The organism is Lysinibacillus sp. 38-6 (assembly GCF_046245175.1).
Classification (GTDB): Bacteria; Bacillota; Bacilli; order Bacillales_A; family Planococcaceae; genus Lysinibacillus.
Genome location: NZ_CP176417.1, coordinates 1,007,979 through 1,024,892 on the forward strand (window position 1 = coordinate 1,007,979; position 16,914 = coordinate 1,024,892).

General features: G+C 36.4%; 18 protein-coding genes. 13 read left to right on the plus strand and 5 right to left on the minus strand.

Features of this window, described 5'->3' with window-relative positions:
• The first annotated feature begins 155 nt into the window (after window positions 1-155).
• Window positions 156-623, plus strand: a complete 468-nt coding sequence (locus tag ACKVEV_RS05285; RefSeq protein WP_409369366.1) for a GNAT family N-acetyltransferase — start codon at window positions 156-158, stop codon at window positions 621-623.
• A 71-nt stretch (window positions 624-694) separates the two neighbouring features.
• On the opposite strand, the gene ACKVEV_RS05290 is transcribed toward ACKVEV_RS05285, so the two are convergent.
• Both ACKVEV_RS05290 and ACKVEV_RS05295 read right to left on the minus strand, forming a co-directional pair.
• Entirely contained in the window at window positions 695-2,311 is a 1,617-nt protein-coding gene (locus ACKVEV_RS05290) for a hypothetical protein (protein ID WP_409369367.1), read from the minus strand.
• 2 nt (window positions 2,312-2,313) lie between these two features.
• Entirely contained in the window at window positions 2,314-3,096 is a 783-nt protein-coding gene (locus tag ACKVEV_RS05295) for an ABC transporter ATP-binding protein (protein ID WP_409369368.1), read from the minus strand.
• Window positions 3,097-3,246: 150 nt separating this feature from the next.
• Here ACKVEV_RS05295 and ACKVEV_RS05300 point away from each other — a divergent pair, with 150 nt between their 5' ends.
• The 10 genes from ACKVEV_RS05300 (at window position 3,247) to ACKVEV_RS05345 (ending at window position 12,500) form a co-directional block, all read left to right on the plus strand.
• Window positions 3,247-3,963 (plus strand): nucleotidyltransferase domain-containing protein, encoded by a 717-nt coding sequence (locus ACKVEV_RS05300; protein WP_409369369.1) that lies wholly within the window; start codon window positions 3,247-3,249, stop codon window positions 3,961-3,963.
• A 33-nt stretch (window positions 3,964-3,996) separates the two neighbouring features.
• Complete coding sequence (locus ACKVEV_RS05305; RefSeq protein ID WP_409369370.1) at window positions 3,997-4,275, plus strand: hypothetical protein; 279 nt, start codon at window positions 3,997-3,999, stop codon at window positions 4,273-4,275.
• 197 nt (window positions 4,276-4,472) lie between these two features.
• Window positions 4,473-5,792: an SPFH domain-containing protein gene (locus ACKVEV_RS05310; RefSeq protein ID WP_409369371.1), complete on the plus strand. Its 1,320-nt coding sequence runs from the start codon at window positions 4,473-4,475 to the stop codon at window positions 5,790-5,792.
• A gap of 14 nt (window positions 5,793-5,806) precedes the next feature.
• Window positions 5,807-6,910: a hypothetical protein gene (locus ACKVEV_RS05315; RefSeq protein WP_409370505.1), complete on the plus strand. Its 1,104-nt coding sequence runs from the start codon at window positions 5,807-5,809 to the stop codon at window positions 6,908-6,910.
• A 206-nt stretch (window positions 6,911-7,116) separates the two neighbouring features.
• The gene (locus tag ACKVEV_RS05320; protein ID WP_409369372.1) at window positions 7,117-8,013 is read left to right on the plus strand and encodes a DegV family protein; all 897 of its coding nucleotides are present in this window, start codon (window positions 7,117-7,119) and stop codon (window positions 8,011-8,013) included.
• A 158-nt stretch (window positions 8,014-8,171) separates the two neighbouring features.
• Window positions 8,172-9,377, plus strand: coding sequence for an EAL-associated domain-containing protein (locus tag ACKVEV_RS05325; RefSeq protein WP_409369373.1), 1,206 nt, complete (start codon window positions 8,172-8,174; stop codon window positions 9,375-9,377).
• A 616-nt stretch (window positions 9,378-9,993) separates the two neighbouring features.
• Window positions 9,994-10,740 carry a class I SAM-dependent DNA methyltransferase gene (locus tag ACKVEV_RS05330; RefSeq protein ID WP_409369374.1) on the plus strand — a complete coding sequence of 249 codons (747 nt, stop codon included), beginning with the start codon at window positions 9,994-9,996 and terminating at the stop codon, window positions 10,738-10,740.
• A gap of 2 nt (window positions 10,741-10,742) precedes the next feature.
• Window positions 10,743-11,186 carry an NUDIX hydrolase gene (locus tag ACKVEV_RS05335; protein ID WP_409369375.1) on the plus strand — a complete coding sequence of 148 codons (444 nt, stop codon included), beginning with the start codon at window positions 10,743-10,745 and terminating at the stop codon, window positions 11,184-11,186.
• A gap of 12 nt (window positions 11,187-11,198) precedes the next feature.
• Entirely contained in the window at window positions 11,199-11,621 is a 423-nt protein-coding gene (locus ACKVEV_RS05340) for an NUDIX hydrolase (RefSeq protein WP_409369376.1), read from the plus strand.
• A 27-nt stretch (window positions 11,622-11,648) separates the two neighbouring features.
• Window positions 11,649-12,500 carry a leucine-rich repeat domain-containing protein gene (locus tag ACKVEV_RS05345; protein ID WP_409369377.1) on the plus strand — a complete coding sequence of 284 codons (852 nt, stop codon included), beginning with the start codon at window positions 11,649-11,651 and terminating at the stop codon, window positions 12,498-12,500.
• 69 nt (window positions 12,501-12,569) lie between these two features.
• Here the strand turns inward: ACKVEV_RS05345 and ACKVEV_RS05350 are convergent, their stop codons facing one another.
• The 3 genes from ACKVEV_RS05350 to ACKVEV_RS05360 all read right to left on the minus strand — a co-directional run bounded on the left by ACKVEV_RS05350 (window position 12,570) and on the right by ACKVEV_RS05360 (window position 14,865).
• A complete protein-coding gene (locus tag ACKVEV_RS05350) occupies window positions 12,570-13,523 on the minus strand; it encodes a TRM11 family SAM-dependent methyltransferase (RefSeq protein WP_409369378.1) in 954 nt (317 codons plus the stop codon).
• Between the two features lie 374 nt (window positions 13,524-13,897).
• The gene (csaA, locus tag ACKVEV_RS05355; RefSeq protein ID WP_409369379.1) at window positions 13,898-14,230 is read right to left on the minus strand and encodes a chaperone CsaA; all 333 of its coding nucleotides are present in this window, start codon (window positions 14,228-14,230) and stop codon (window positions 13,898-13,900) included.
• Window positions 14,231-14,319: 89 nt separating this feature from the next.
• The gene (locus ACKVEV_RS05360) at window positions 14,320-14,865 is read right to left on the minus strand and encodes a hypothetical protein (RefSeq protein ID WP_409369380.1); all 546 of its coding nucleotides are present in this window, start codon (window positions 14,863-14,865) and stop codon (window positions 14,320-14,322) included.
• 186 nt (window positions 14,866-15,051) lie between these two features.
• Between ACKVEV_RS05360 and ACKVEV_RS05365 the strand changes: the two genes are divergently transcribed.
• Both ACKVEV_RS05365 and ACKVEV_RS05370 read left to right on the plus strand, forming a co-directional pair.
• Window positions 15,052-15,474 (plus strand): MarR family winged helix-turn-helix transcriptional regulator, encoded by a 423-nt coding sequence (locus ACKVEV_RS05365; RefSeq protein WP_409369381.1) that lies wholly within the window; start codon window positions 15,052-15,054, stop codon window positions 15,472-15,474.
• A gap of 72 nt (window positions 15,475-15,546) precedes the next feature.
• Window positions 15,547-16,896: an MATE family efflux transporter gene (locus ACKVEV_RS05370; RefSeq protein ID WP_409369382.1), complete on the plus strand. Its 1,350-nt coding sequence runs from the start codon at window positions 15,547-15,549 to the stop codon at window positions 16,894-16,896.
• Window positions 16,897-16,914 lie beyond the last annotated feature (18 nt).

A 16,914-nucleotide genomic window follows, 5' to 3' on the forward strand; every position in this document is an offset into this window, starting at 1 on the left:
ATGCTTTGTGAAACGATTATATAAACTAAGGCAGTACCAAAACGGGTGCTGCCGTTTTGTTGCGTCCTACTAAAATTGGATAAAGTACTAAAATATTGAATATTACTTCGACTATTGGTATAATAAGAACAAATGTTCTTGGAAGGGGAATAGTGATGCAACTATACATATACAATGACAGTTTTACTGATTTCATTGAACAGTATCAATTGACAGACGAACAACTTGAATTTACAGGCACACCAAAGGAATGTCTTGAACTTTCTAAAGAGGATCGTGACCGCCATTCCATTTTAGCGATTGATGAAGAGAAGCTTGTTGTATTTTTTGTTTTACATCGACATGAAGGGATTAAACCTTATTCTAATAATAAAAATGCGATTTTAATAAGAGCTTTTTCTACAGATAATCGATATCAAGGCAAGGGATATGCGAAAAAAGCTTTAATGCTATTACCTGATTTTGTGAGAAGAAATTATACTGACGTAAATGAAATTGTCTTGGCTGTCAATGTAAAGAATTTGGCCGCGCAAGGACTATACAAGAAGTGTGGCTATCGTGATAACGGTGGAAGAGTAATGGGGATAAAAGGGGAATTAATCGTTATGAGTTATGATTTGTAAAAATCCACCATGCTTTTTGCGACTGCTGTGTCCCGTAAAGCAAAGTGGATTTTTACGAATGGCATTCTTTATTATTTAACGCGTCTAAATAGAATACTCCACGCAATAAAATTCATAATGACTAGGATGACCAAGTAAAGAACGATGCCATAAGCGATACGGGTTGCAAAGAAATAATGCAGTCCCACTAGTATCGCTAAAGGAATCAGCAATAGTAAAGTCTTCCACGTATGACTATCACCAACTTCGTCAAAAGGCTTCGAAAAAGGCATTTTGTTGCCGAAGCTAATATAACAAATGACTGTATATAAGCAGCTGGCTATTAGAACCGTCAATAAATCCAGAATGATTCTTTGTCCGTAAATAAAGCAAAAGCTAATGCTAAGGACGATATACAGCGGAGTATATAATTTTAGTAAAAAAGCTTTTAAACTACCTTTTTGTAAGTAGGTATAGTCCTGAATCGGGAATACTTTATAAATCCAAGCGGCTTTATATTTAGCTGAATGTCCTAACATCACAACAGCTGATGGGATGATAAGCATACTAAAATAAATAGTTAAATAACTAAGACTAGTAGAGAAATCTACGTTTTCGTCCCGAATGGAATTAAATATAAAAATAAATGGGATGATGAACGAGAAGCCTAACGCAGGATAGACTTTCAATTTAAAGTCGCGTTCTTGTTTCATCATTAAGGACGCAAATCGGTAAAATGTTCGCTCCTCACTCGTTCGACAAAGAAGCGTTAATAAAAAATCTTTCAGGCGACTTCTCTTTTCTCGTTTTGCTTTGCTTGTGCTTAATAATTTTTGTAAATTACGTTCAAAAGTTGGAATCAATTTTACATACAGCACTATCGCAATCAGCGGTACGATGACAGCGCAGACAGTGCATATGATCGTAAATAATGAGGTATTGCTATTCAGGATGAGCTCATACGGAGCCGCAAACCACATTGGTACTATGAAGATACTCCACCACTTAAATGATACGATAATGTCAAAATTGACAAATTCAAAGGAGCGAATCAACACTTGATAGCCAATCATCAATACTAATGATAAACCAATTTGCACATAATTGATGATGTCCTTTAACTTTTCTCCATCAAAAAATCTTAAAATGACAATATATAAAATAGATGTTAGAACGACAATGAAAATATTGATAAGGATTAACACAAGTACTGTTAATAGAAAGAACACGATACCTTGTGTAAACAGGCTGACTATAAGCGGAATTGCCGTTAAAGCTACTGTTAAATAAGTTAAGTAAATAAGTATATGCAAAATTTTAGCGGCATTAATCGTTTTAGCAGTAATCGGTTTTGTTGAAAGGATACTGCGATCACGGACATCTAGTAGGACAGATGAAAAGTCAGAGATAAGTGTTGTCATAATAATAAAGATAATCATGCCATAAGCAATGCTCATCTGGAATTGATAATTATGACCGAAGCCCATAAAGAAAATCAGCACAAGACCATAGAGGGCATAAATCCATAACGATTTAAAGTAACTATTTTTTTGATCTTTTTTATTTTGGTTAAAGATGGTTGGTACTTTTCGTTCATCCATCGTTAATTTAATATGGAGGATTTGTCTCATAATCGGATAATCGATGCCAATGTTTCGAAAAATAAATTGCAATTTATCAAGCAGTTGCAGGATTTTGAAATCTTTCATCTTTACACCTCCTGGACAACTGTGACGAATTGTTCGCCAATTTCCTTATGATTATGAAACCCTGTCAGTTGATTAAAAATCCCCTCTAAAGTGCCAACCGTATTCGCTGCTTGTAATTCGGCAAATGTGCCATCAGCAGCAATTTTTCCATCGTTCAATAAAATGATGCGACTACTAATTTTTTCGACAACATCCATGATGTGGGAGGAATAAAAGATTGTTTTCCCTTGTGCGGCTAATTGCGTCAAAATCTCTTTGAAGATCATGACACTATTGGCATCTAAGCCATTAATCGGTTCATCTAGAAACAGTAAATCAGGATTATGTATAAGGCTAGCGATAATTAATAGCTTTTGCCTCATGCCTTTTGAATAAGAGGATATTCTTGCATGATACGCTTCTCCAACACCAAACAATTCCATTAACGATTTCGATTTAGCTGCCGCAACATCTAAATGTAGACCGTAAAGCTGGCCGATAAAGGTCAAATACTCATAACCAGTTAAATTATCATACACATCCGCTATTTCCGGAACGTAACCAATTTTTCGTTTATAATCAATATGATTTTGCTTAATATTCTCTCCAAATAGCTTTATTTCGCCACCGTATTCGCCTTCGAGACCAATAATGATCTTTACTGTCGTACTTTTACCCGCACCATTTGGACCGATGTAACCAATAATCTCACCTCTTGAAACATGTAGGTCGATTCCTTTTAAAATATCCTTGCTGCCATAACTTTTTGTTAAATTGGAAATCGTTAAAATTTCTTGCTGTTCCATGTAAAATGGCTCCTTTCTATTTATGTTATCCTTCAAGTTTAACTAAATAGTACTCCTTCCTTATTATACATGATTTAAATGTTTTGTTATTAATTACAAAACTTGATTAGTTAATAAAATGTAATATGATAGTGAATAAGGGGTGGTACGATGAAACCTATAAGAGAAGTGAATGCAATGGAGGCAGCACAACTGTTTATTGCGAAATATTTCCCTCATTGCGAGGGAGCGTTATTAGCTGGCAGTGTCGTTCGAGGAGAAGCTACCGCAACATCTGATTTAGATATTGTCGTTTTCGATACAAATCAGAAGACTTCATATCGAGAGTCTTTACACGAATTTGGTTGGCCACTAGAAGTATTTGTACATAATTTGACATCATATAGGCAGTATTTTGAGCAAGATTGTCATAGAGCTAGGCCATCCATGCCAAGAATGGTTTCAGAAGGTATTGTTTTAAAAGATTACGGAATACTCGATGCTATTAAAGAAGAAGCTAAGCAACTTTTAGATAACGGACCCGAATTGTGGTCAGAGCAAACAATTCAAACAAAGCAATATTTTATCTCCGATGCTCTGGATGATTTGATTGGGTGTTCAAATAGAGCAGAAGAAATATTTATAGCGAATGCCATTGCTGAATTAGTAAGTGAATTTGTGTTAAGAACGAACCGTCAATGGATTGGTCATTCAAAATGGCTTGTTCGTTCTTTAATGCAGTATGATGAAACGTTCGCACATCAATTTATTGAGGCTTTTGATATTTTTTATAAAACAGGGGCTAAAGAACACATTGTAAAATTAGTGAACAAAGTCCTTGAGCCATACGGTGGGAAATATTTTGAAGGTTTTTCGCTAGGGAAATAGCGGGCAACCTTTTGTCCAAGGGAGCTAAATAAAATGATGATGGACAGTGTCGTTTTAAAATTGCTGGAGTATAGTACTGCAAAGCTTAAAATCGAAATAACTTGGGATAATAATCAGAGCAGTTTATGTGAAATTGATACATTTTATGACACGGACAACGGATTAGAACTGGATGATGAAGGCTACGAAGAATACCATGTTGCGTTGGTGAAAGATGTACTTACTAATAATTTTATTGAAATAGGACTGGGTAATAAAAATCCAATACTCAATAAAATAGCGGGTACAGGCGAAGTTATTTTTAAGAAATAAATAATTAATTTACAGTTATGACCAGATTCTATTTGGTCATTTTTTATTGCAATTAATGAGGATAAATAATTATAGTAAGCAAACGCCGTAGCGAAATTTTTGAAACAAATTGTCTATTCCTGCGTAATACAATAGAGAATACATGTTTTTTAGTGCTAAAATAATATGTAAGTATATATTTGAAGGTGGGAAATAAAATGGGTTTATTAAAAGCAGGTATTGGTGCATTAGCAGGTGTATTAGAAGATCAATGGCGTGAGTATTTTTACTGCGAGTCCTTATCAGCGGATGTGCTTGTTGCGAAAGGTGTTAAACGCACTTCGAAACGTGGCTCCAATAAAGGACATGACAACATTATTAGTAATGGCTCCATCATTGCTATCAATGAAGGGCAATGTATGATGATAGTCGAGCAGGGAAAAGTGGTGGAGTTTTCTTCAGAGTCTGGTGAATATGTCTATGATACGTCTACCGAACCAACGATTATGTATGGCGATGATCTGTCATCAAACATTACGGAAACGTTTAAGCAAATCGGCAAGCGTTTTACGTTTGGAGGAGAGCCTGGTAAAGATCAGCGTGTGTATTATTTCAATAAAAAAGAAATAGTCGGTAATAAGTATGGTACACCTGCACCGATTCCTTTCCGAGTTATTGACCGCAATATTGGCTTAGATATTGATATTGCCATTCGTTGTCATGGCGAATATTCTTATAAAATTGTAGACCCATTATTATTCTATACGAATGTCTGTGGCAATGTAGAGAGCGAATACACGCGTGATGCCATCGATAGTCAATTAAAAACAGAGCTCATGACCGCGTTACAACCAGCTTTTGCTCATATTTCGGCAAGTGGTGTGCGTTATAGTGAAATACCTGCCCATACTGTGGCATTAGCAGATGCCCTTAACAAAGTGCTTTCTGAAAAATGGTTGGCAACACGCGGTTTAGCAGTGGTTTCATTTGGGATTAGTTCATTGAAAGCATCTGAAGAAGATGAAGCGATGATTAAACAGCTACAGCGCAATGCAGTTATGCGTGATCCTGGGATGGCGGCTGCACATTTAACGGGAGCCCAAGCTGAGGCGATGACTGCTGCTGCACGCAATGATGGCGGGGCCATGGCGGGCTTTATGGGTATGAATATGGCAACACAAGCAGGTGGTGTCAATGCAAGCCAACTATTCCAAATGAGCGAGCAGAATAAACAGGCACAAGCATCGACGCAAACACAAGCTAGCCCATCAAATGCTTGGACATGTACATGTGGTCAAGACAATACGAGTAAATTTTGCTCGAACTGTGGCACAGCCAAGCCGGTAGATGAAGGCTGGACATGTGCATGTGGCACAATGAATAAAGGTAAATTCTGTAGTGAATGTGGGGCGAAAAAACCTGTGGAAGCATTGCAATATGCTTGTGATAAATGTGGTTGGCAACCAGAGAACCCTGCAAATCCACCAAAATTCTGCCCAGAATGTGGCGATATTTTTGATGACAAGGATCTAAAGTAAGGAGATGACTGATGATGACGACGCAAGAAGCGGATAACGTCAAAGAGGCAAAATTAGATTTTGATGCTGAATGTCCATCATGCAGTGCATCAATTGAATTTAATCCTGCAACAGGCAAACTAACTTGTCCATATTGTGGCTTTGAAACAGCGATTGCTACACCGGAAATGGAGCACGAACAAGTAGCGCAGGAAATGGATTTTGCACAAGCAGAAGAACGCGGAAACTTTAACTGGGGCGTCGAGAAAAAAACGGTAATTTGTAAAGCGTGTGCAGCAGAAACAATTTACGATGCCTTGCAAGTAGCGGATAGCTGCCCGTATTGTGGCTCCAATCAAGTAATGGAAGCGAGTGCGGACAATACCCTTGCTCCAAATGGCGTTTGTGCTTTTGAAATAACAGACAAACAGGCTGGGGAAAATTTTCAAAAGTGGATTAAAGGTAGATGGTTTACGCCAAAAGCGGCTAAAATTAGTGCCAAGCCAGATTCTTTTAAAGGTGTGTACCTACCGTATTGGACGTTTGATACAAAAACTAGCTCCCGCTACTCGGCAAGCTATGGTAAACACCGAACAGTAACAGATAAAGATGGCAATCAAAAGACTGTAACAGATTGGTATTCTACAAGTGGTTTTTACCAGGAGTTTATTGATGACCATTTAATTAGTGCAACGACACGCTATAATCGACAAATGATGCGCAAAATCGAACCTTTTAATTTATTGAATAATAAATCCTATAAGCCAGAATATGTAGCGGGCTTTTTATCGGAACGTTATAGTATTGGGTTACAGGATGGTTGGAACCAAGCAAAGCGAGAAATACACGACCATCTTGAAGGGGAAATTACTTTAAAAATTCGTAGGGAAACATTTGCTGATGTTGTATCCAATGTTCGTTTTTCAACAACCCATAATGACATTACATACAAGTATTTAATGTTACCAATTTGGCTTTCTTCTTTTAGATATAAAGAAAAAATTTATCGCTTTATGGTCAACGGTCAAACCGGTCGTGTAGGAGGAAATGCACCGATTTCTCCTTTACGTGTAACAATTGCCGTTCTTTTATCGTTAATGGTCCTAGCAGTGGTTTGGTATTTCTTTATGAATGAATAATGTAGTGCAGTATCCTCAACGTGTCCTTACGCCATGGTTTGAGGATACTTTTTTTTATTGTGAATATTGTCGGAATAATGTCGAACGATGGAAATAATTTAGATGATTATGATAAATGTCACTATTCATCACGGTTCTGTCTATGTATAGTTGCATAAGCTATAAAGAACATAATATTTTACAATAGACGAGGAGCACAGCAATTCATGAACAAGAAAATAGCATGGGTTACAGATACAGCAGCATTGTTAGATGAGAAATTTATACAGGACAATCAAATTCACGTTTTACCACTTAATATTGTATTTGAAGAAGAGGTATTACGAGAAACTGTTGATATGACACATGATGAATTTTATGACAAACTTCGTACGACGAAAACACATCCAAAAACATCACAGCCAGTCATTGGTGAAGTGGTCGCGTTATATAAATCATTAAAGCAACAGGGCTATGCCTGTGCTATTGCTATTCATACTTCGCAACATTTGTCGGGCACTTATTTAAGCGCTTTCACGGCAGCGGAGCAGGCTCAATTTGAAGTTTATCCAGTCGATTCAAAAATTGGTTCGTACCCGATGATGAAAATGATTGAACTTGGTCAACGATTAGAACAAGATGGGGTTGAACCAGCTCAAATCGTTGAAAAGATTAATGAGCTTGCAGATCATAGTGAGTTATCCTTTATCCCGGCAAGTTTATCACAATTGCATAAAAGTGGTCGCGTTTCAGGGACACAAGCATTTTTAAGCAACTTATTAAATATAAAAGTCGTTATTTCTTTTGATAATGGTAAGGTTGTGATGAAGGAAAAAGTACGTGCGATAGCAAAAGCAAAAGCATATGTAGAAAACCTTCTAATCAACGATTTGGAGTCGCACATCATTCCAGAGGTCGCGGTTATTCACTGTAATAATGAAGAAGGCGCACTAAATTGGAAAACAATTTTAGAAAGATCGTACCCGCTGATTACGTTCCATGTGATGCCATTAAGTGCTTGTGTTGGCGTTCATGCAGGGGAAGGTACGCTCGGATTGAGCTGGGTGCGTCAACCAGAGCTAGTTGCACCAAAACAACAGCAAAAAGAATTAGTGACCATGTAATTGGCGTGTCCATTCTACAAAAATTTAAGGCAAGTGAAGTTGCGAAAATCCAATAAACAAACTATTATACAGTCAGAGAGTTTTTTCGTGAAATGAACTGTAGTTGTTAATGTTATTTTTGAATAACAGTAGGTTATTCAAGTATGGAGGTTTCGACAATGGACGCAATTGAAGTGTTAACAAATTTAGATCAAATACATGGGTATTTTCAACCGATATTTAGCGCGGATGCGCATACGGTGATTGCCTACGAAATTTCCGGACAGTTACAAATAGAAGGCCAACAAATTAACTTAAAAGATTTCGTTAATAATGAAGATATACCAGAAGAATATCGCATTGATATGGAACATAAAATTTTGCACGCCGCTTTATCCAAAATAGATGCAGTAGCACCTGACATAGATATTTATATTCCAAGCAATCCCAATTTGTTAATGCAAGATTTCGGTGAAAGTCACTTTAATATTATTCAACAATATATAAGCGAAGATGATTTACAACGCATCGTATTAGTGGTTTCAGAGCATCGTTTTTTAGGCGATATTAATAAATTGCACCACGCACTACGTTATTTTACAACGTTCGGTGTGAAAATTGCGGTACAGGAAGTAGGAGCTGAAAGTCATTTAGAGCACATTGCATTATTATCACCCCAAATTTTAAAGGTCAATATTCGTGATTTGAATTATGATTCATGGTCTGCACAGTCTGACATGATTTCAGCTATTGGAAGTTTGGCCTATAAAATCGGTGCTAACCTATTGTTTGAAGGGATTGGCACTGTCTATCAATTGCAGTTTGCTTGGAAAAATGGTGGACGATTCTATCAAGGTTCCTATTTAGCTAATGCGGCAAAGACATTTGTGGCGAAAGATCTATTAAAGGAACGTTTTAAAGAAGAATGCCAGCAATTCATTACTTCTGAAAAGAAAATGCTTGAGGCGCAATATTTCGAGCTAAAGAAATTAAGAGAGGAGCTAGAGGCGATTGTTCATCGTATTAAACCCTCTAGCGATAATATTTCGCAATTAGAGCATTTAGCGGAGCTATTAGATCATTACTCGTTCCGACTTTACATTTGCAATGAGGACGGTTTCCAACTAACGCCCAACGTTATGCGTTTAGAAGGAAAGTGGGAATTACAACCAAGTGCCATTAATAAAAATTGGAGCTGGCGACCGTATTTCCTGCAAACCATTATTAAAATGCGCAATGATCAAAATGGAGAAATATCAGAACTGTATCGAGATATCGAGACAGGAGAAATTACGCGAACGTTTTCAATTGCCATCAATGAACACGAATATTTATTCGTCGACCTTTCTTATGATTTTCTCTATGAACATAAAATATTTCGATAGAGTGAATTGCTTCAATCGGTTAACTCTGGCAAAGAGATAAAATGTAAGGCATCAAGAGCAATTTCTTGATGCCTTTTGTGATTTGTATAAAAACTTCACTTAAATTTAATCTAAAACAATGCAAAAATTTTTTAGTGCAACGGGGTCTATTATGTTGCAGTAATTAATTACTGAATCTTATTTTTATCGGAATTGGGATTATGTATCAAAATCGCCTTCTTTTTTTGCTGAAAACCGGGAAAATGTTCTAAGGTCATGTAAACCATTTACGAAAGAACAGGTAAATGACATTCTTGCTTTAGTCGATAACCTAATCGATAAAAATATTTGGAATCAAGTCATGGGAGACAGTAAATATAAAGCACATTAAGTTCAGTATCTTTACCTATGATAAAAAGATATTTAGAGATGATTTTAATAGAAAATAAGTTTCTTCCACCAGATATAATGGGGTAATTATTGAAGGGCACCATCGATTTCCATAATGTGATTTAAAATAGTGGAGCACATATTAGTGAGGACTAATTTGTGGTCTTTTTATTTTTGGTTATATAAACAATATTTACCTATTATAAGGTATGATGATTTTAGAGAAAATCTACAAGGAGTGAATCGCATGGAATACAGTGGTGCATCAGCTTACGACGATGCAACGTTTTTCAAGGATTACTTAACGAGAAGAAATCGACTAGAAAGTCCGAACAATAGCATTGAAAAACCGATAATATTAGAACTAATGCGTGATATAAATGGGAAAAGGGTGTTAGATTTAGGCTGTGGTGATGCTCAGTTTGGTGTGGAGCTTCTGCAAAAAGGATGTATCCACTATGATGGTGTTGAGGGATCAGAAAATATGGTGAGAGCAGCTAGTAAAAACCTTGCAACAACAACCGGACATATGTACTTTTCTGCAATGGAAGAATGGCATTTCCCAACAGAAACATATGATTTCGTTGTTTCACGATTAGCACTCCATTATTTAGCAGACTTACAAGGCATTTTTTCAGCCATTTATAACGCTTTAGTATCGAACGGACAATTCATCTTTAGTGTGCAGCATCCTATTTTAACTTCATCATGTAAAAGTGCAGTAACCTCAGCCTCTAAGACAAATTGGATTGTCGATGATTATTTTCATAGTGGTAAAAGAGTAGAACCTTGGATAGATAAACATATTGTAAAATATCATCGAACAGTTGAAGAGTATTTTCAGCTTTTAAAGCATGCAGGATTTACAATAAGGGATATGAGAGAAGGTATGCCGAAAATCGAAAATTTTAGCAGTGACAGTGAATTTCAACGTAGAATGAGAATTCCGCTTTTTTTAATGTTCTCATGTGAAAAAGAGCAAAGGAGAGGATAATTATGGATATTAAAACATTTGGCAAAAAAGAAGAAGGAATAGATTACATATGGAGACCTGCTGTCTATTGTATCATGTTCAATCATCAGCAAGACAAAATAGCCCTTATTCAAACAAGCGATGGTAAGTATTTTCTTCCAGGAGGCGGGTTAGAAAATAATGAGACACATGAGCAATGTTTGAAACGAGAGGCACTTGAAGAAATGGGAATGGCTATAACAGTCGGCCATTATATTGGACGTGCTAGAAGATATTTTTATTCTACAAATGAATTTAAATATTATCTTGGGGATGGCTATTTTTACTTATGCACGAAAGGGAAGCAAGTCGCCGCTCCTCTAGAAGAAGGCCATTTTCTAAAATGGGTAGAACCGAATGTAGCACAAGAAAAATTATTCCATGAACATCAAAGCTGGGCGATAAATGAAGCATTAAGAAGCAACTAAGGGAGGTTACTTATGTTGCCCATAAAAAAAGCTTATGGCTATATATGCCGTGTTAATGAAGGTATAATACAAGTGTTAGTTTTTCGTCATTCCGTTTTGGAAGCGGGCATACAGATTCCTAAAGGAACTGTAATGCCGAAAGAAAGCACTGAAGATGCCGTTATAAGGGAAATGCAAGAAGAAACCGGATTGAAAGATTTCAAAGTCGAAAAGCTACTTGCAGAAGACTTTTGGGAAAATGATGATGGTATTATACATAATCGATTTTTTTACAAAATACACGTATGCGAAACACCAGATGAATGGAATTATGCCCCAACAGGTGGAGGGGATGAAGCTGGACTAATGTTCCATTATTTTTGGATTTCATCAAAAGATGAGGTGGAACTCATTCGAGGCCACGGCGATTATTTACATTTAATTTTTAATGAATGACTATGAAACAAATGAGGAGAAAAACGAATGAAACTAAACTTCCACCATATGAATTTAGAAGCGTTACCAAATATAGATGTACCACTAGAAGCAGTTACACATTTAAGCTTATTTGATAATGAATTCACAACAATTCCTGCTGCAATTTACGACATGAAAAACTTAAAAACATTAAATATATCAGTTAATAAAATTAGTCATATGCCAGCTGCGATAGGGAATTTAACAGAGCTGGTTATGCTAGACGCAGGACATAATAACTTAGATGTAATCCCACCTGAAATTGGTCAGCTTCATAATATGGAGGATTATTTATATCTTCATAACAATAAGCTCCAATCCATCCCATCTGAAATCGCCAAACTAGTCAAAGTGAAATATTTAAATCTTAGTGATAATCAATTAAGACAGTTGCCAAATGAGCTTGGGCAATTAACGAAACTAGTAGAGCTTCGGATCATGAATAATCAATTAACAGCATTGCCGACATCGATTGGTCGTTTACGTAATTTACAAGAATTGCATTTAAAAAATAATCAACTTGCTGCGCTTCCAGCAAATATAGGTGAATTAACCTTACTAAGGGTGTTGGATTTGGAAGAAAATCAATTACAAGTGATCCCGCCATCCATACAGCAATGTCTAAAATTAAGACGATTAAATGTAAGACATAATCAACTCACAACATTGCCAGAAGAGATTGGACAATTAAAAAATTTATTAGAAATTGATTTGCGCAGTAATCTTCTTACAGAATTGCCGAAATCTCTATTGGAAATCGAAGGATTAGAGCGTCTAGATCTTCGATGGAATCATGAACTACAAAGACCAACGTGGTTAGAGGAATTAGAGGGAAGAGGCTGTATCGTTTATTTATAAAGGGTAGGGTAAAGATATTCGAGCTGATGCAAGTGAAGCAAATAATCAGCTCGAATGGTAGTACATTATTTAGTTACACAATAAAATTTGACGTAAAAACCTTTGTTTTTTAGCGATGCATCGGTCGACTATAACCAATCCTGCATCTGTTATTAAGTCATCGATTGTTTCAATGGTCACAATCACTACTTTATCGGCAATTCGGCGAGCATGTTTGACAATATCAAATTGATCTTCGCGTGTTGAATGTGTAAATAAATTATAAGGTAAATCAATGATGGCTACATCATAGTGTTCCGTTACTTCTGAAATAGGGCCTAATGTGATATTGCCTTGTAATCCAAAATAAGCAATGTTTTCCCGTGAACCTTGGCAAACAAAGTGATTTAAATCTCGCCCCTCAATCGTCATGCCCATCGAAAGCGCTTCAATGATGACCGTTCCGATACCACAGCATGGATCAATTGCACGAATATTTTGGGGCTGTGGAACGGCAATGTTTGCTACTGCGCGAGCAACTCTCGTGCTAAGCGCTGTTGAATAGCTATATGGTTTGTGTAAATGTTTACGCCAAATCGATTCACTTTTGCTATGTACCCCAAAGTACCATCTACCATCTAATAAAAGCAGTCCAAAGACCACTTCAGGATGGTCAAGATCCGGTTCACCCTCAATAAGTAATCCTAGTTCACGCTCGATCACGCGGCGTTCAGGCTGCGCAATTTTCTTCGTGTTGCCAATATCAAATGTATTTAAACAAACAACTTTATAAGTTTTTGCATCTACTATGAAATGTTTTAGTAATTTCTTGATGTTGTCGAGACTATTTTCTTCATATAGCACTTCAAGTCGGTCTTCTATAAAAGGACTGCGACTAGGCTCCACATCAACATGACTGATAATAAAGTTTGCTTCTGAATCGAGGTTGAAAAATGCACGCATCTCCATTCTACATAAATCGAATTCGTCTACATGGTGTACATATGTGTAAATATATTTCTTGTTCTGTTGTTCGTTACGCAATTAATTATCATCCTTTTCTATTCGTAATCGCTCACTATCTTACGGTATCCAACAAAAAATAGACAACCAAATATGTCGGTGGCTATATGCACTAATTTTTAAGTCTAACATACATCCGCTCATAATTGAAATTGACTAAGAAAAGGACTAGCGTAATTTTTGCTCTGTATGGGTGTATGAAATAGAAAAAGAGTCACTTCCTAATCGAAGTGACCCTAAAACAGGAGAGTTTTTATAAGGCTATGTGAGTAGCTTTACACTACTATTAATATGCTGAAGAAGCTATTAGGAAATAGCCAGTTGTCCGTGCAATAGATTAAAAGTTAAAATTTTTCTTCATATAGACTAGTTCATGTTGCATTTTAATGGGATACTTAACTAATTTTAGTGCCATTAGCTACTGGTTGATCTGGTGTTAATAAAATAACATCGCCTTCTATTGGTACGCCGCCAATCACCAGAACCTCTGATTTAAAACCTGCTACTCGACGAGGAGGGAAATTAACAATCGCTACTACTTGTTTGCCTATGATTTCTTGTGGTGTATAGCGCTTTGTAATTTGAGCGGAAGATTGCTTCATTCCTAACGTTTCACCAAAATCAATGTGCATTTTAATTGCTGGAACTCTCGCTTTCGGTAGTTCTTCCGCTTGAATAACGGTACCGATTCGAATATCAAGTGCTGTAAAGTCTTCAATAGTCACCATAATGAACACCTCTATTATCTTTTTGTAAATGTTAACATAAAGTGATGGGTTATCCAATAATAGGCTGTATACCTGAATATCAGATTATGTTAGTAATTGTATTTTCTAGAGACAATGGTTAGTTCGTCAGACGTTGCATCGAATTCTAACTCTATCTTACTGTCTACAACGCCTAGTTCTTGACAACTTATAAGTAATTTATTTTCTGTCCAGCGATTGAATGTAATCATATCCATTGCCATTGGACTGTTAATTAATTCTCTCTTGTGTATAGAATCGCTGATTTTTTCTATATGAAAATAATCGGCTAATATGAAATCACCTAAGGGGGTTACGGTTAAATCTTGATATTGTTTTTGTGTATCATCGCTGGACTCGAATGCAGTTACTTTGTTACGAATACAATCTATTTGAAATAAATAATCAGATGTAGCAAGTAAAATCAAATTGTATTTACTCGATAAAGCAACAGCTCGTTGTGCCCCCCTAAATTGCCCGCACCACTCATGATAATTATCATCTTCAAACTTTATCCAAGTCCAGTGTAGGGAACTACCCTGATGTGGAACATCATAAACTTTCTCTTCATATTGTCCGGAATACGGTTGTTCAATTATATTAGCTTTTGTAATCAAGTTGTTCATCCTTTCAGAGTGCCAGGCACCCAAACTATTCAGAAAATTCATAATCGTTTTAGTGCCAGGTACCCTTATTATAATTCATTAGATTTCTAATTAAAACAATTGACTTCTAAAAGTTGCTGTTTTATTATTAGTTAGAAATCTAACTAATAGCGAAATCAAATTGAAAAGGGTGATACGATGAATGAAGTCAATTATCAGTTTCAAATTCGTATGATTGGTCACCAAATGAAGCAGCGGGGTGACAAAAAGCTCGAATCGTACGATATTACGATTGAACAAGGCCATGCGCTAGATTACTTAGTGTCACATATGGAAGAGGGCATTACGCAAAAACATATGGAGAACGTCTTTCAACGAAGAGGCTCGTCTATTTCAAGTATCGTAACGAATCTTGAGAAAAAAGGGTTGGTTGAACGAAAAGTCGATTTAACGGATGAACGTCGTAAAATAATTCGACCGCTTCCTAAGGGCATAGCGCTCGTTAAAGACTTTCAATTGTTTTTTGAGGAGCTAGATGACGAAATGACAAAGGGCTTTTCCATAGAGGAAAAAGAACAACTAGTAGCATTATTAAATCGTATTATAAAAAATTTGGATTAAGAAGGCTGATTAAGTCAGTTCTTCTGCTTATTTAGTTAGATATCTAACAAATTACTAAAGGAGAATTATTTTATGGAAAACACTTATTATTTTGAGAAAGCACCAATTGCAAAAGCTGTGGCGCATTTCTCGTTACCGATGATGCTCGGCATGTCCGTCAGTGTCATTTATACAATATTAAATGCCTATTTTATCGGCTTACTACATGATTCTGTTATGATGACAGCCATTACACTTACTTTACCGGTCCTTGCAGTATTAATGGCGCTTGGCAACCTAATCGGTGTAGGGGCTGGTACATTTATTTCACGCCTACTTGGAGAAAAAAAGCTTCAACAAATAAAAGAAGTATCATCTTTTTCCTTTTACGCCTCCATTGCATTGGGCATTTTAGCGATGCTAGTCGGCCTATTCGCAACGAATAATATTACGTCAGGGCTCGGAGCTAGTGCAGCTGCGTTCGACTACACGAAGCAATATATTTTAGTCATGTTAATTGGTGCACCTTTTATTATTTTAAACTTCTCACTAGAGCAACTTGTACGTGCTGAAGGTTCTGCCATCGTATCGATGGTCGGCATGTTTATTAGTGTAGGCATTAATTTAATACTCGATCCTATTTTTATTTTCGCTTGCCATTGGGGTGTTCCAGGCGTTGCTATAGCGACACTTATTGGCAATATTGGTGCTGTTCTTTATTATAGTTGGCATATTGTCCGAAAAAGTGAGTATTTAACTTTTTCAATAAAATATTTTAAGATTAAAAAATCAGTCGTTTTTGAAGTATTAAAAATTGGAATTCCAATTGCGCTAATGAGTGCTTTAATGGGATTAACAGCATTGGTCTTTAACAACTTTGCAGCTAGTTATGGAGATGCGGCAGTGGCATCATATGGCATATCACAACGTATTTTACAATTTCCGGAGTTAATTATTATGGGGCTTTGTGAAGGTGTAGTACCGCTTATTGCATACAACTTTACTGCAAATAAACAACGCATGAAATCGACGATAACATTTACGACTTTAACGGTAGCGATTATCGCAGCGATCTTCGCCATTCTTGTATTTTTAACAGGCGATCATTTAGTCGGTATATTTACGACAGATGCACAGTTAATTGAACTAGGAAGCTATGTAATAAAAGTCATTTTCCTTTCTTTATTCGTCACTGGTTTTACATTCCTTATCATTGGCATTTTCCAAGCGACTGGTCAAGGTAAAGCAGCGATGATTATGTCCTTGACACAAGGTCTCATTATGATACCCGTTTTATTTATTATGAGTAGTATCGCTGGATTCCATGGTATCATTTGGTCGATTTTTATTGGGGATGTCCTTACTTTCATCATTGGCATAAGTGTTTTATATGTTCTACGCAATAAACTAACAGTGAATCTAGAAGAATTGCAACTTGACTAATAAAAGAAAATGAAAGAG